At 72.3% G+C, this 13,592-nt stretch carries 14 protein-coding genes and 2 pseudogenes; 12 read left to right on the top strand and 4 right to left on the bottom strand.

The features are described from left to right. The first annotated feature begins 99 nt into the window (after nucleotides 1–99). The 6 genes from BCL76_RS02080 to BCL76_RS02055 all read left to right on the top strand — a co-directional run bounded on the left by BCL76_RS02080 (nucleotide 100) and on the right by BCL76_RS02055 (nucleotide 7,000). Entirely contained in the window at nucleotides 100–1,269 is a 1,170-nt protein-coding gene (locus BCL76_RS02080) for a lipid II:glycine glycyltransferase FemX (protein WP_109777513.1), read from the top strand. Then, complete coding sequence (gene murJ / locus BCL76_RS02075; protein WP_375137869.1) at nucleotides 1,266–2,948, top strand: murein biosynthesis integral membrane protein MurJ; 1,683 nt, start codon at nucleotides 1,266–1,268, stop codon at nucleotides 2,946–2,948. Before BCL76_RS02080 ends, murJ begins: the two co-directional genes overlap by 4 nt. A 41-nt stretch (nucleotides 2,949–2,989) precedes the next feature. Then, on the top strand, nucleotides 2,990–3,673 hold the full coding sequence (locus BCL76_RS02070) for a response regulator transcription factor (RefSeq protein WP_109777508.1): 684 nt from the start codon (nucleotides 2,990–2,992) through the stop codon (nucleotides 3,671–3,673). 6 nt (nucleotides 3,674–3,679) lie between these two features. Next, entirely contained in the window at nucleotides 3,680–5,125 is a 1,446-nt protein-coding gene (locus BCL76_RS02065) for an ATP-binding protein (protein ID WP_109777505.1), read from the top strand. Then, nucleotides 5,122–5,652 (top strand): hypothetical protein, encoded by a 531-nt coding sequence (locus BCL76_RS02060; protein WP_109777500.1) that lies wholly within the window; start codon nucleotides 5,122–5,124, stop codon nucleotides 5,650–5,652. Before BCL76_RS02065 ends, BCL76_RS02060 begins: the two co-directional genes overlap by 4 nt. A gap of 88 nt (nucleotides 5,653–5,740) precedes the next feature. Next, the gene (locus BCL76_RS02055; protein WP_109777499.1) at nucleotides 5,741–7,000 is read left to right on the top strand and encodes a cytochrome P450; all 1,260 of its coding nucleotides are present in this window, start codon (nucleotides 5,741–5,743) and stop codon (nucleotides 6,998–7,000) included. Here the strand turns inward: BCL76_RS02055 and BCL76_RS02050 are convergent. Further along, nucleotides 6,960–7,688 carry a hypothetical protein gene (locus tag BCL76_RS02050; protein WP_109777498.1) on the bottom strand — a complete coding sequence of 243 codons (729 nt, stop codon included), beginning with the start codon at nucleotides 7,686–7,688 and terminating at the stop codon, nucleotides 6,960–6,962. The genes BCL76_RS02055 and BCL76_RS02050 overlap by 41 nt on opposite strands. Before the next feature lie 101 nt (nucleotides 7,689–7,789). Here BCL76_RS02050 and ggt point away from each other — a divergent pair, with 101 nt between their 5' ends. Next, the gene (gene ggt / locus BCL76_RS02045; protein ID WP_109777497.1) at nucleotides 7,790–9,589 is read left to right on the top strand and encodes a gamma-glutamyltransferase; all 1,800 of its coding nucleotides are present in this window, start codon (nucleotides 7,790–7,792) and stop codon (nucleotides 9,587–9,589) included. Between the two features lie 12 nt (nucleotides 9,590–9,601). Here ggt and map read toward each other — a convergent pair whose 3' ends face one another. After that, nucleotides 9,602–10,369, bottom strand: a complete 768-nt coding sequence (gene map / locus BCL76_RS02040; RefSeq protein WP_109777496.1) for a type I methionyl aminopeptidase — start codon at nucleotides 10,367–10,369, stop codon at nucleotides 9,602–9,604. 64 nt (nucleotides 10,370–10,433) lie between these two features. Between map and BCL76_RS02035 the strand changes: the two genes are divergently transcribed. The 3 genes from BCL76_RS02035 (at nucleotide 10,434) to BCL76_RS38745 (ending at nucleotide 11,194) form a co-directional block, all read left to right on the top strand. Next, on the top strand, nucleotides 10,434–10,685 hold the full coding sequence (locus BCL76_RS02035; protein WP_030770039.1) for a helix-turn-helix domain-containing protein: 252 nt from the start codon (nucleotides 10,434–10,436) through the stop codon (nucleotides 10,683–10,685). Between the two features lie 107 nt (nucleotides 10,686–10,792). Then, the gene (locus BCL76_RS38750; RefSeq protein ID WP_181382401.1) at nucleotides 10,793–10,957 is read left to right on the top strand and encodes a hypothetical protein; all 165 of its coding nucleotides are present in this window, start codon (nucleotides 10,793–10,795) and stop codon (nucleotides 10,955–10,957) included. A 96-nt stretch (nucleotides 10,958–11,053) separates the two neighbouring features. Then, complete coding sequence (locus BCL76_RS38745) at nucleotides 11,054–11,194, top strand: hypothetical protein (protein ID WP_181382440.1); 141 nt, start codon at nucleotides 11,054–11,056, stop codon at nucleotides 11,192–11,194. Here the strand turns inward: BCL76_RS38745 and BCL76_RS02030 are convergent. Further along, nucleotides 11,149–11,627 (bottom strand): annotated as a pseudogene (locus BCL76_RS02030) (IS5 family transposase); the annotation flags it as partial. The gene BCL76_RS38745 and the pseudogene BCL76_RS02030 sit on opposite strands and share 46 nt — an antisense overlap. Nucleotides 11,628–11,716: 89 nt before the next feature. Here BCL76_RS02030 and BCL76_RS02025 point away from each other — a divergent pair. Beyond that, nucleotides 11,717–12,922: a hypothetical protein gene (locus tag BCL76_RS02025; RefSeq protein ID WP_109777495.1), complete on the top strand. Its 1,206-nt coding sequence runs from the start codon at nucleotides 11,717–11,719 to the stop codon at nucleotides 12,920–12,922. 65 nt (nucleotides 12,923–12,987) lie between these two features. Here BCL76_RS02025 and BCL76_RS02020 read toward each other — a convergent pair. Next, nucleotides 12,988–13,148: pseudogene (locus BCL76_RS02020) on the bottom strand (transposase); the annotation flags it as partial. Between the two features lie 59 nt (nucleotides 13,149–13,207). On the opposite strand from BCL76_RS02020, the gene BCL76_RS02015 reads away from it, so the two are divergent. Next, nucleotides 13,208–13,588, top strand: coding sequence for a PPOX class F420-dependent oxidoreductase (locus BCL76_RS02015; protein WP_109777494.1), 381 nt, complete (start codon nucleotides 13,208–13,210; stop codon nucleotides 13,586–13,588). Nucleotides 13,589–13,592 lie beyond the last annotated feature (4 nt).

Raw genomic sequence — 13,592 nt, 5'->3', positions numbered from 1 at the left:
AAACGGTCATCGTCCGGTCACAATCGCCGCGCACAGCGGTCACGGGCGGCTGTGAGAGTCCTGTGAGAGACCGTCAGGACGACAGGAAGGCCGGCTGCCGTGTGCGCACTGCTCGTGACCCCCGCCCAACAGGACCATGACCAGGACCGGGAGCTCCGGGTACGTGCCCTGTCCGTCTCCGAATACCAGGCCTTCCTTTACCGCCACGGCGGGGCGAGCTTTCTCCAGTACCCCTCCTGGGCCCGGGTAAAGGACCTCTGGCGCTCGGAAAGGGTCGGTTGGCACTATGCGGACGGACAGATTCAGGGTGCCGGTCTCGTTCTCTATCGGCAATTTCCCGGAACTCGTAAATACTTCGCCTACCTCCCCGAGGGGCCCGTCGCCGACTGGTCCGATCCGCACATCGACCGCTGGCTGACCCCGCTCATGCGCCACCTGCGCTCCTCCGGCGCCTTCGCCGTCCGCATCGGCCCCACCCCCGCCTACCGCCGCTGGGACGCGGCCTGCGTCAAGTCCGCCTCCGGGCCCGGCCGGCAGATATCCGACGTGCTCGCCACCGAGGTCGACCCGGTGGGCGCCGCCCTCGCCGACCGACTGCGCACCCGCGGCTGGACGCGGTGCGGCGGCGAGGACGACGGCGACGCCCAGCCCCGCCACGTCTTCCGCGTGCCGCTGGCCGGCCGCACCCTCGACGAGGTGTGGGCGGGCCTCAACCAGGAATGGCGGCGCAACGTACGCAAGGCCACGAAGTCCGGCGTGGAGACGATCATCGGCACCTTCGCCGACCTGCCCGAGTTCTACCGGCTGCTGCGCATCACCGAGGAGCGCGACGGCTTCCGGCTCGGCCGCTCCCTCGCGTACTACGAGCAGCAGTACCAGGTCCTCAACGAGGAGGCGCCCGGCCGCATGCGCCTCTACCTCGGCGTCCACCAGGGCGAGATCCTCGCCGCCCACACGATGATCACCGCCGGGAAGCGGGTCTGGTACCAGACCGGCGCCTCCGCCGACCACCGCCGCGAGGTCCGCCCCAGCAACGCCCTGCAGTGGCGCATGATGTGCGACGCCCACGCCCTCGGCGCGGAGGAGTACGACATGCGCGGGGTACCCTCCACCCTTGACCCCTCGGCGCGTTCCTACGGGCTGCTGCGCTGGAAGCTCGGCACCGGCGGACAGGTCGTCGAGACGCTGGGAGAGTGGGAGAAACCGATGGACGGAGTCGCCAACGCGGCGCTCTACAAGGCGTTCCAGGCCTACCTGGCCCGCCGGTGACGGCCACCGACACCAACAGCGCCACCAGAGCGGACGCCGCCCCGGCGAGCACCGGCGCCTCATCGGGGAAGACCTCGGTGCTGCGCAGCGGCGCGCTCATGGCGGCCGGCTCCATCGTCTCCCGCGCCACCGGCTTCATCCGCTCCGCCGTCGTCGCCGCGGCACTGGGCGCCGAATTCCTCGGCGACAGCTACACCGTCGCCAACACGGTCCCGAACATCATCTACATGCTGCTCATCGGCGGCGCGCTCAACGCCGTCTTCGTGCCCGAGCTCGTCCGGGCCGCCAAGGAGCACGCGGACGGCGGATCCGCCTACACCGACCGGCTGCTCACCGCCTGCACCGCCGCCCTCGTGGCGCTCACCGCCGTCGCGGTCCTCGCCGCCCCGCTGATCGTCTCGGTGTACACCGACTACGACGGGGCCCGGGCGAGCACCACCGTGGCCCTCGCCCGGTACTGCCTGCCGCAGATCCTCTTCTACGGGCTCTTCACCCTGCTCGGGCAGGTGCTCAACGCCCGCGGCCGGTTCGGCGCGATGATGTGGACCCCGGTCCTCAACAACGTCGTCATCATCGGTGTCTTCGGGCTCTTCCTCCACCTCTCCCACGACGGGGCGGCCGGCCTCAGCGCCGCCGAGACCCGGCTCCTGGGCCTCGGCACCACCCTCGGCATCGTCATCCAGGCCCTCGCCCTGCTCCCCTCGCTGCGCGCCGCCCGCTTCCGCTGGCGCCCCCGCTTCGACTGGCGCGGCAGCGGCCTGGGTCGCCCCCTGCGCAACGCGGGCTGGCTGATCATGCTCGTCCTCACCAACCAGATCGCCTACTGGGTCGTCACCCGGCTCTCCACCACCACCGGAGCGCACGCCGTGGACGCCGGACTCGCGGGCGGCGCCGGCTACATCGCCTACAGCAACGCCTACCAGCTGTGGGTCGTCCCGCAGGGCATCATCACCGTCTCCCTCGTGACCGCCCTGATGCCCCGGATGAGCGCGGCCGCCACCGACGGCGACCTCGCCGCCGTGCGCCGCGACATCTCCTACGTCCTGCGCTCCAGCGCCGCCCTCGTCGTGCCCGCCGCCGCGCTCTTCGCCGCCCTCGCCCCCTGGGTGATGGGCAGCGTCTTCGAGTACGGCCGCACCGACGCCGCCGACATCGAGGTGATGGCGGGCATGCTCATCGCCTTCGCCCCCGGCCTGATCGCCTACTCCGCCCAGTACGTCCTCTCGCGCGGCTTCTACGCCCTCTCCGACACCCGGACCCCCTTCTTCCTGAACCTGGTCATCGCCGCGCTCACCGCCGGCCTGTCGGCCGCCGCCTACTTCCTGCTGTCCCCGCGCTGGGCCGTCACCGGCATGGCCGCCGCCTCCTCCGTCGCCTTCCTCGCGGGCGCCGCCGTCACCGCCCACACCCTCACCCGCCGGCTCGGCCCGCGCGCGGGCACCCGTACGCAGCGGCGCGCCACCGCCGCACGGACCCACCTGCGGCTCCTCGTCGCCTGCGCACCGGCGGCCGCCGCCGCGTACGCCGCCGCTCGCGCCGCCGAGCGGTTCGGCAACTTCGCCGCGGTCGGGGCGGGAACCGTCGTGCTGGCGCTCGTCGTCGTCATCCTCGCCAGGCCGCTACGCCTGACGGAGATCACCGACATGCTGGACTCCCTGAGGCGCAGGCTCGGCCGATAGCGGGAGGTAAGGCCCCGCAACACGTTTGGAATACTGGCCGAATGCCACGCGTACTGCTGATCGAGGACGACCCTTCCATCCGTGAGGGGGTCGGCCTCGGCCTGCGCCGTCGGGGCCACGACGTGAGTTCCGCCGAGACCGGCGAGGAAGGGCTGGCACTGATGGCGGGATTCCGCCCCGAGCTCGTCCTGCTCGACCTGATGCTGCCCGGCATCAACGGCGTCCAGGTCTGCCGCCGCATCCGCGAGACCAGCCAGGTACCGATCATCATGCTCACCGCACGCGGCGACGACTTCGACATCGTCGTCGGCCTGGAGGCCGGCGCCGACGACTACATCGTCAAACCCGCCCGCACCGAGGTCATCGAGGCCCGCATCAAAGCCGTCCTGCGCCGACTCAGCGACCCCGTGGGCAGCCGCCCGGGACTCGAGCACCACGGCGAGCTGAGCATCGACCGCGCCGGGCTGAGCGTGGCCAAGAACGGCGAACGGGTCCCCCTCGCCCCCAGCGAGATCAAGCTCCTGCTGCACCTGTCGGCCTCACCCGAGCAGGTTTTCTCCCGCCAGCAACTCCTCGAATACGTCTGGGACCACAGCTACCACGCCGACGCCCGGCTCGTGGACGCCTGCGTCCGCCGGCTGCGCACCAAGGTCGAGAACCCCGACGCGAGCCCCCGCTACATACAGACCGTGCGCGGCTTCGGCTACCGCTTCGGTCCCCTGTAGGCGACCGTGCGACGCATAGCGCCGCTGGGCCTGCGCACCCGACTGATCGCGGCCTTCCTGCTCGTCGCCGCGATCAGCGCGGTGACCACGGCCGCCCTCACCTACCAGCAGGCGCGCAACGCGATCCTCAAGCAGACCCAGGACACCGCCGTCAGCACCCTGCGGGACCAGGTCGAGCAGCAGGAGGTCCGGCTTCCGCTGGACCAGACGGAACTCCAGCGGATCGTCATCGAACTCGGCAAGCGCGGCAAACCGCACCCGTGGATCATCTTCGGCGAGTACGGCAGCGTGCGGGTCTCCACCAACCCCGGCACACCGACCTCCAGCGTGATCACCGACAACCTGCGCGAGAAGGTCCGGCGCAACGACTGGACCGCCTTCCAGCGGGTCGAGGACCAGCGCGGCAACCCGTGGCTCACCGTCGGCGTCCCCGCCCTCTTCGAGCACAACGGTTACACCGAATCCACCGGCGCCGTCTTCTACGCCAGCGTTCCGCTCTCCACCGAGAAGCAGACCGTCGAGGCGATGGTCGACGCCGCCAAGCAGGGCGCCGTCCCAGGACTGGCCATCGCCATCGTGCCCGCGCTGCTGGCCGCCCGCAGCGTGCTGCGGCCGGTCCGCGACATGCGCCGGGCCGCCCAGCGCCTCGGCGGCGGCCACCTCGACACCCGGATCGAGGTCCGGGGCGCCGACGAGCTCGCCGGACTCGCCCGCACCTTCAACGAGACCGCCCGCGCCCTGGAACAGTCCGTGCGCGAGCTCCAGGAGGCGGAGGTCCGCGCCCGCCGCTTCGCCTCCGACGTCTCCCACGAACTGCGCACCCCCCTCGCCGGGATGCTCGCCGTCACCGAGGTCCTCGACGAGGACGCCGAACACCTCGACGCCGACACCGCCAAGGCCCTGCACCTGGTCAGCGCCGAGACGGGCAAGCTCGCCGTCCTCGTCGAGGACCTGATGGAGATCTCCCGCTTCGACGCCCGGGCCGCCGAACTCAACCTCGACGACGTGGACATCGCCGAAGCCGTGCGCAAGACCCTGGAGCGCCGCCACTGGGTCGACGACCGGATCGTCACCGAGTTGCCGGACCAGGTCCGCGCCCGGCTCGACCCGCGCCGCTTCGACGTGGTCCTCGCCAACCTCGTCGGCAACGCCCTGCGGCACGGCGGCGCCCCCGTACGCGTCACCGTACGGACCGCACCGGGCGAGGACGGACAACGGCTGCTGATCGACGTCGCCGACAGCGGCCCCGGCATAGCGCCCGAGGTGCTGCCGCACATCTTCGACCGCTTCTTCAAGGCCGACGCGGCCCGGACCCGCTCCGCCGGCAGCGGCCTCGGCCTCGCGATCACCCTGGAGAACGTCCGCCTGCACGGCGGTACCCTCCTCGCGGCCAACGGGCCCGCCGGGGGAGCGGTGTTCACCCTCGACATGCCGTTGGAGGCCCGCGTATGACACGGCTCGTGACGGGGTCCCGGGCGGCCGCGGCCATGGCGATGCTGATGGGCTGCGCCCTGCTGCTCACCGGTTGCGGGATCAAACGCACCGGGGTGATCGACAGCGGCCACGCCCCCACCGTCAAGGTCCCCGGGGGCAAGAGCACCGTCATCTACTTCCTGTCCAAGGAGGGCGACCGACTCGTCCCCACCCCGATCAGCGGGTTCGAGGGCCACAACATCAACCCCGAGGTCCTGCTGCTCCTGCTGCTGGAGGGCCCCCACGGCCGGGCCGGCGAGGTCGGGCTCACCACGGCGCTGCCCCGGCTCGCCGCCGGGAAGGACGACCAACTGTCGGTGAGTTCGTACTCGCACACCGGGGTGACCGTCGGGGTGCCCTTCGCCGTGGGCAACCTGTCGGCACCGGCCCGGATGCAGCTCGTGTGCACCATCGGCCTCTCCGCCGTGCCGGACACCGTCAGCCCGGTCACCCTGAAGGGCCCCGACACCGTACTCGCCCCCGCCGACTGCGACCTGAAACGCTGACGGGCCCGGCAGACCCGCGGCCCGGCACCCGCCGGACGGTGCGGCCGCGCCCTTGCGGTCGGGGCCGCACACCCGCCACGGTGGCCCCATGGACCACGCCGCGGACGTCCCCGACGTCTTCGACCCCCGCATCTACGCCTCCGGCATCCCGCACGAGCGCTACCGGCTGCTGCGCGAACGGCACCCCGTGGCCTGGCAGGCGGAGCCGGAGATCCAGGGCTGGCCCGCCGGCCCCGGCTTCTGGGCCGTCACCCGGCACGCCGACGTCGTCCGGGTCCTGCGCGACCACCGGACGTACTCCTCCTGGCTGGGCGCCACCCAGATCCGCGACCCCGACCCGGCCGACCTGCCCTTCCTGCGCCGCACCATGCTCAACCAGGACCCGCCCGAGCACGGCCGGCTGCGACGGCTGGTGTCCCGCGCCTTCACCCCCGCCCGCGTCGACGCCTTCGCCGGGCGGGTACGCGAGCGGGCCCGCGCCCTGCTCGCCGCCGCCCGCCGGGACGCCGAGGACGGCGCCGTCGACCTCGTAGGCGCCGTCACCGACGAGTACGCGCTGCTGAACCTCACCGACCTGCTGGGTGTCCCGGCCACCGACCGGGCCCTGCTGCTGGAGTGGACCGTACGGATCATCGGGTACCAGGACCCCGACGACGCCCCGGCCCCGCTCCTCGGCCCGGACGGCACACCGCTCAACCCGCGCTCCCCGGCCCTGCTCGGCGAGATGTTCGCGTACGCCCGCGAACTCGCCGACCACAAGCGCCGACACCCCGGCGACGACGTGATGACCGCCCTCGCCGAGGCCGGGCTCGACCCGGCCGAACTGGAGATGTTCTTCTTCCTGCTCACCGTCGCGGGCAACGACACCGTACGCAGCGCCGCCCCCGGTGGCCTGCTCGCCCTGGCCCAGGCCCCGGACGCCTACCGCCGGCTCGCGCGGGGATCCGTCCCCTTCGACCGGGCCGTCGACGAACTCCTACGCGTCCACCCGCCGGTGCTCAGCTTCCGCCGCACGGCCGCCGTCGACACCGAACTGGCCGGGCAGCGGATCCGCGCCGGGGACAAGGTGGTGGTCTTCCACGCCTCCGCCAACCACGACGAGCGCGTCTTCGCCGATCCCGGTCGCCTGGACCTGGCCCGGACACCCAACCCGCACGTCTCCTTCGGGGACGGCCCGCACGTCTGCCTCGGCGCCCACTTCGCCCGGCTCCAGCTGCGCACCCTCTACGAGGAGTGGTGCGCGGCCATGCCCGCCCCCGAACCGGCTGGACCGCCGCGCCGGCTGGTCTCCAACTTCATCAACGGGATCACGAGGCTGCCGCTACGGGTGTCCGGGCCGGCCCGGTGACGTCCGCCACCAGCTCCGTCACGTCCGGTCCATAGGCATCGGAGTTGATGACCTTCAACAGGAGGCAGAACGACTCCCGGCCGTACTTGCGGGCCAGCCGCTCATGGTGCTTGGCCAGATGACGGGCGCCGGCCTGGTTGCTGTTGGCCGTCTGCCCGGAGAGCAGGAACACCGGCCGGGAGCCGTGCCGGGTCGTCAGCCGGGCCAGCAGCACGTACTCGACCATCCCCTTCTCCCAGCGGTACCTCTCCTCGCCGATGCGGATGGCGCCGCGATCGGGATGACCCGACGCGAGACCGACGTCGACCTGCACCCCCGGGAGCATGGAGGTCAGGTGCGCGGTGGTGCGGGCGTTGGAGGCGGGGCCGCCGACACAGAACTCGGCCCGTTCACCGAAGCCCTGGCGGGCCTCGTCGTGCGTGACGATCTGGACGTTCGCCCCGCAGTCCTTGATCAGTGCGGAGATCTCCAACAGGGCGAACGCGTCGCTGCGGTGCACCGACGATTCCTTGCCGCCCATCTGCCGGTTGACCACGAACAGACAGTCGGAGCCGGTCGGCAGCCCGAAGAAGGCCTGCTTGCGGCGGAGTGCGCGCCGCGAGAGGTAGGTCCGGGAGAACCAGCCGAACCCGCCGCTGACGGCGGTGGCTATCACCCCGAGCACGATGTTGCGCACGTCGTCGTTCATGCGGCGGATGGTAGCGGCAGGGCGGTGCTCCTGACGCGGGGGGTTCGGTGAAGTTACGCTGCGCCGACCAGACCTGACATGCCGTCGACCGGAGGAACCTGATGCGTGCTCCCGCCGCACGTCAGTTAGCGCTCGTGGCCCTCGCCGGGGCGCTCGTCTCCACCGGGGCCGCCGCCCCGCCCACCACGACCACCCCACCGGCCAAGGTGCCGGTCGCCGTCGGCTACGGCGGGGCCGTCGCCAGCGTCGACGCCGACGCCTCCGCCGTGGGCATCGCCGTCCTGCGTTCCGGCGGCAACGCCGTGGACGCGGCCGTCGCCACCGCCGCCGCGCTCGGGGTGACCGAGCCGTACTCGGCGGGCATCGGCGGAGGCGGCTACTTCGTCTACTACGACGCCCGCTCGCGCCGGGTGCACACCATCGACGGCCGCGAGACCGCCCCCGCCACGGCCACCGAGACGCTGTTCCAGGAGGACGGGCAGCCCATCCCCTTCGCGGAGGGCCAGACCAGCGGCCGCGGTGTCGGCGTCCCCGGCACCCCCGCCACCTGGAGGAGCGCCCTTCAGGCCTGGGGCACCCGCCCGCTGGACAAGCTGCTGAAGCCGGCCGAGAAACTGGCCCGGGACGGCTTCACGGTGGACAGCACCTTCCGGGCCCAGACCGAGCTCAACCAGGACCGCTTCAAGGACTTCCCGGCCACCGCGAAGCTCTTCCTGCCGGGCGGCGCCCTGCCGGTGGTCGGCTCCACCTTCAAGAACCCGGACCTGGCCGCCACCTACGCCGAACTCGGCCGCAAGGGGACCGGCGCCCTCTACCGCGGACCCCTCGCCGAGGACATCGTCCGGGCCGTGCGCACACCCCCGGTGGACCCGGCGGCCACCCGCAAGGTCCGCCCCGGCGACCTGACCACCGCCGACCTGCGCGCGTACGCGACCGAGCGGCAGGACCCGACCCGGGTGAGCTACCGGGGGCTCGACGTCTACAGCATGGCGCCCTCCTCCTCGGGCGGCACCACCGTCGGCGAGGCGCTGAACATCCTGGAGCGGACCGACCTCTCGAAGCTGTCCGAGACGCAGTACCTGCACCGCTTCATCGAGGCCTCGCGGATCTCCTTCGCCGACCGGGGCCGCTGGGTCGGCGACCCGGCGGCGGTGGACGTGCCGACGCGCGAACTGCTCTCGCAGCGGTTCGCCGATTCGCGCGGCTGCCTGATCGCGCCCGACCGTACGCTGACCAGCCCGCTCGCCCCCGGTGACCCGCGCCACCCGGCGCCGTGCGGCGGCTCCGGCCAGGCCGCCCCGACCACGTACGAAGGGGAGAACACCACCCACCTGACGGCCGCCGACCGCTGGGGCAACGTGGTCTCCTACACCCTGACCATCGAGTCCACCGGCGGCAGCGCGATCACCGTCCCGGGCCGCGGCTTCCTGCTGAACAACGAGCTGACCGACTTCTCCTTCGCCCCGGCCGCCCCCGGGGTCCCGGACCCGAACCTGCCCGGCCCCGGCAAGCGGCCGCGCTCCTCCATGTCCCCGACGATCGTGCTGGAGGACGGCCGGCCGGTGCTCGCGGTGGGCTCCCCGGGCGGCGCCACCATCATCACCACCGTGCTGCAGACCCTGATCGGCCACCTGGACCGCGGGCTGCCCCTGGTCGACGCGATCGCCGCGCCGCGGGCCAGCCAGCGCAACCAGACCACCACCGAGCTGGAGCCGGGCCTGTGGAACAGCCCGCTGCGCGCGGAGTTGGAGGCGATCGGCCAGGGCTTCCGGCAGAACCCGGAGATCGGCGCCGCGACCGGCGTGCAGCGGCTGCCGGACGGCCGCTGGTTGGCGGCGGCCGAGACCAGCCGCCGGGGCGGCGGCTCGGCGATGGTGGTCCACCCGCACGGGAGGCCGTAGCGCCACGGCCGCCTAGAGGACGGTGAGGATCCGCGGACCGTCGGTGGTGATCGCGACCGTGTGCTCCGAGTGGGCGGCGCGGCTGCCGTCGACGGTGCGCAGGGTCCAGCCGTCCGCGTCGCAGGCGTAGTCGTCCGTACCGCCCGCGATCACCATCGGCTCGATGGCGAGGACCAGGCCGGGACGCAGCTTCGTCCCGCGTCCCGGCGGGCCCTCGTTGGGCACGCCCGGGTCCTCGTGCATGCTGCGGCCGATGCCGTGGCCGCCGAAGCCGTCGGGTACCCCGTACCCGGCGGCCCGGCAGGTCGAGCCGATCGCGTGGGCGATGTCGCCGATCCGGTTGCCGGGCACGGCGGCGGCGATCCCGGCGGCGAGGGCCGCCTCCGACGTCTCGATCAGCCGGCGGTCCTCGGGGCGGGCCGGGCCCACGGTGAAGCTGACCGCCGCGTCCCCGGCCCAGCCGCCGAGCTGCGCCCCGCAGTCGACGCTGACCAGGTCGCCGCCCCGCAGCCGGTAGTCGTCGGGGATGCCGTGGACGATCGCGTCGTTCACCGAGACGCACACCACGGCGGGGAAGGGCACCGGCGCGAACTGCGGCCGGTAGCCCAGGAAGGGCGACGTGGCGCCGGCCTCGCGGAGCACCTCGCGGGCCACCCGGTCCAGGTCCAGCAGGGACACGCCCACGTCGGCCGCCTCCCGTACGGCGGCCAGGGCGCGGGCGACCACCCGGCCGGCGGCACGCATCTCGTCGATCTCTCGGGCCGTTTTCAGTTTCACCATGCCAATAACTATACCGGTATAAAAATAACGGGATAGTTATTGGTGTGCGGGGTAGGATGAAGCCATGGTCCGTACCCCCCTGACCCCCGAAGAGCGCGAGCGCGGCGAGCGGCTCGGCGTCCTGCTGCGCGAAGCCCGAGGCAACCGGAGCATGGTCGAGATCGCGGCCGGCGCCGGGCTCTCCGCCGAGACCCTGCGCAAGATCGAGACCGGCCGGGCACCCACCCCCGCCTTCTTCACGGTCGCCGCCCTCGCCGCAGCCCTCGGCCTCTCCCTGGACGACCTGCTGCGCCGCTGCGCCGTCGTCCCCGCCTAGGCCGTCTCTTCCGGCCCAGGGCCTGCCGTTCGGGCGGGCCCGCGGGCCAGTCGGACCAATCCGTGGTGGGAGGTTCGGCTCGGGGGAAGCGTGAAGGCGTGTCAGCCATGAACGCATCCAAGCGAGTCGGATTCGCAGTCGTCGGCGCCCTCCTCGCGGGCGGCCTGCTGCTCGCGGCCTGCGCCGTCCCCGAAGATCGCCACGCCGGCGACGTGGTCTTCCACCACCCGGGCGTCGTCGTCGGCCACGACGGGCTCCGGCAGGCGAAGTAGACGGTCGCGGCCGGCAAGGAACCCTGGCTCTCGGCGTACCGGTCACTTCTGACCAGCCGCCACGCCTCGCTCGACCACACCCCGCTCCCGGCCGCCGTGGTGCCCTACCCCTCCAACAGCGGCCCGCAGTCCTTCCTCGACGAGCGACAGGACGCGATCGCCGCCTACACCCACGCCCTGCTGTGGTCGGTGACGCCCCGACGTCGCAGCAGATGCCGGATCGCTCGGCTGGAGTAGGCCTTGTCGCCCAGGACTCGGGGCGGGTTCGTGTGTGGGCGGCCGGTGTCGGCTCGCGGAACGCGGATCCCGTCGAGGACCTGACCGAATGCGGTGGCGTCGTTGACGTTGCCCGGCGGCGGTCCCCGGCCGTCGACAGCGAGGTGGACCTCGGTGGTCGGCCCGCCTCGGGACCGGCCGAGGGCCTGGCGCGTCTGCCGGCCGACCGGGTCTTCCGGTTCGTCCCCGTCCGCAGCCCGCTTTTGCGTGCGCCGGCGGCGTGCTGGTGAGCACGGTTGATCGTGGAGTCGACGGCGACGCTCCACTCCACCCGGCCCTCCGTGTCGTCGCGGACCTGCACATGCTCCAACAGCCTTGCCCACGTGCCGTCCGCCTCCCAGCGGGCAAACTGCTCATGGACGGTCTGCCACGGCCCGTACCGCTCCGTCAACTCACCTCGACCCGGCACAAGATCAATTTCCCGACAGGTGGCCTTAGCATGGGCATGCCCCCCGTGCCGTACCCAGCCGACGGAAGACACCCATGCGCCTCCAGCGGATATCCGCCGCGACCGCGGCCCTCGCCGCGCTCACCACCCTCGCCACCGCCTGCGAGGACCCCAAGAAGAACGGCACGCCGGCCCAGAGCCCCGCCGCGGCCGCCACGGCCTCCGGCCAGGCCTCCCCGCCGGCCGCCGGCCCCGCGCCCGCCACGCTGGCCGGGGCGCAGGCCCACGTACAGCAGTACACGTCCTGCGAGAACCTCAGCACCGACCCGAACGACAGCCGGGTGCCGCTGAGCGGGTTCATCGGCGCCGGGGACTGGGGCATCACGGAGCGCGGTGTCTGCACGGACAAGAAGGCGCGGGGCGAGATCGTCCTCTTCCTGACGCCGGACATGAAGGCCTTCCAGCAGGCCGCCAAGGACCACGCCGCGAAGCTGCTCGCCGAGGGCCGGGGCGACACCGACCTCGCCAGCCGCACGGTCGTGGGCAAGAACTTCGCCCTGACCGCGCTCAAGACCGCCACCGCCGTGTCCCTGGTCGACCCGCCCAACTCCGACCTGCGCATCCTGAGCTGCAACCCCGACATTTTCGTCCCGGAGGGGTTCAAGAAGGAGAAGGCCCTGGTCGAGGGCTGTTTCCTCACCGACTACGTCAACAGTCCCGACGGCCAGGGCAGCCCCCACCGCGGGGCGGTCCGCGACCCCTCCACCGAGGGAGCCGCGAAGCCGGGCCAGCCGTCCACCGGCAGCCCGGGCCTGCCGAGCGCCGGCAGCATCGCCGAGCTGAAGAAGCTCGTCAGCCCGCACACCGTCGACTGCACGAAGATGACCGTCACCGACGAGCACATACAGTCGATCGACTACATGCCGGTCGTCGACGGCCCTCCGAGCGCCTGGGGCGTCACGCAACGGGCCGTCTGCGGCGAGCTCGGCGGCGAGCAGCGCGCGCACAACCTGAACTGGCTGGACACGGTCTCCGACATGAAGACCCTCCAAACCAAGGCCAAGGCGGCGCAGCTGGCCGACCTGAAGGACGACGGGCGCCTCAAGGCCACTGCGAGCAAACTGCTGGTCGGCACGAACATCGCCGTGGAGACCAACAACGCGAACGTCCGCCGCGGGCTGTACCAGCTCCAGTTCCTCTATCTGAACTGCGAGACCGGCTTCACCGCGCCGGCCGGCTACCGGCTGGAGAAGGCCCAGGTCGAGGGTTGCGTCCTGACCAACTACGAGCGCCCGAGCTGACACACTGCCGTCCGGGGCGTGCACGGCGCGCCCTGGGGGGTGTCGACCGGTGCGTACGAGCAGTCGGACTGCCACGGCCCGTACCACTCGGACAGGTCACGCCACGGAGCCCCGGTCGGCAACCGCCACAGCACACCATTGACCACCTGCCGGTGGATCACGCCACGGCCGACCACGCCCATCCACGCGGCAACAAGGGCTCAATCCACTGTCGGACAGGCCTCAGGGCCGTGCCGGGCGTCGCGACCCGGCAAACCCTGCCGGTCACGGCACTAGGGTGCGGGCATGGATCTCGAGGAGCTCGGCAGGGCGCGGTACGTCAGTCTCACCACCTTCCGCAAGGACGGCACGCCCGTGGCGACGCCGGTGTGGGCGGTGGCCGACGCGGGTGAGCTGTACGTGTGGACGCGCAGCGATTCGTGGAAGGTCAAGCGGATCCGCAACAACGGACGGGTCACCGTCACCGCGTGCGACATGCGCGGGCGCGTCGAGGAAGGGGCGCAGGTGCGGGAGGGCGAGGCCCGACTGCTCGACGAGACGGGGCTGCGGCGGGTGCGGAAGCTGATGTCGCGCAAGTACACCTGGCAGTTCTGGTTGGTGGATGTGCCCGCGGCCCTGGCGCGCCGCGGCAAGCGTCCGCACACCGCGATCGCCGTCAAGCTTTGAGACT

The organism is Streptomyces sp. CG 926, assembly GCF_003148825.1.
GTDB lineage: Bacteria > Actinomycetota > Actinomycetes > Streptomycetales > Streptomycetaceae > Streptomyces.
The sequence above is the reverse complement of the archived record's forward strand: the minus strand, read 5'-3'. Positions and strand labels throughout refer to the sequence as shown.

Excerpts from the sequence above, each read along its gene's own strand:
- BCL76_RS02070 (WP_109777508.1), top strand. The coding sequence starts at position 2,990 with ATGCCACGCGTACTGCTGATCGAGGACGACCCTTCCATCCGTGAGGGG.
- BCL76_RS02060 (WP_109777500.1), top strand. The coding sequence starts at position 5,122 with ATGACACGGCTCGTGACGGGGTCCCGGGCGGCCGCGGCCATGGCGATG.
- BCL76_RS02055 (WP_109777499.1), top strand. The coding sequence starts at position 5,741 with ATGGACCACGCCGCGGACGTCCCCGACGTCTTCGACCCCCGCATCTAC.
- BCL76_RS02050 (WP_109777498.1), bottom strand. The coding sequence starts at position 7,688 with ATGAACGACGACGTGCGCAACATCGTGCTCGGGGTGATAGCCACCGCC.
- ggt (WP_109777497.1), top strand. The coding sequence starts at position 7,790 with ATGCGTGCTCCCGCCGCACGTCAGTTAGCGCTCGTGGCCCTCGCCGGG.
- map (WP_109777496.1), bottom strand. The coding sequence starts at position 10,369 with ATGGTGAAACTGAAAACGGCCCGAGAGATCGACGAGATGCGTGCCGCC.
- BCL76_RS02035 (WP_030770039.1), top strand. The coding sequence starts at position 10,434 with ATGGTCCGTACCCCCCTGACCCCCGAAGAGCGCGAGCGCGGCGAGCGG.
- BCL76_RS38750 (WP_181382401.1), top strand. The coding sequence starts at position 10,793 with ATGAACGCATCCAAGCGAGTCGGATTCGCAGTCGTCGGCGCCCTCCTC.
- BCL76_RS02025 (WP_109777495.1), top strand. The coding sequence starts at position 11,717 with ATGCGCCTCCAGCGGATATCCGCCGCGACCGCGGCCCTCGCCGCGCTC.
- BCL76_RS02015 (WP_109777494.1), top strand. The coding sequence starts at position 13,208 with ATGGATCTCGAGGAGCTCGGCAGGGCGCGGTACGTCAGTCTCACCACC.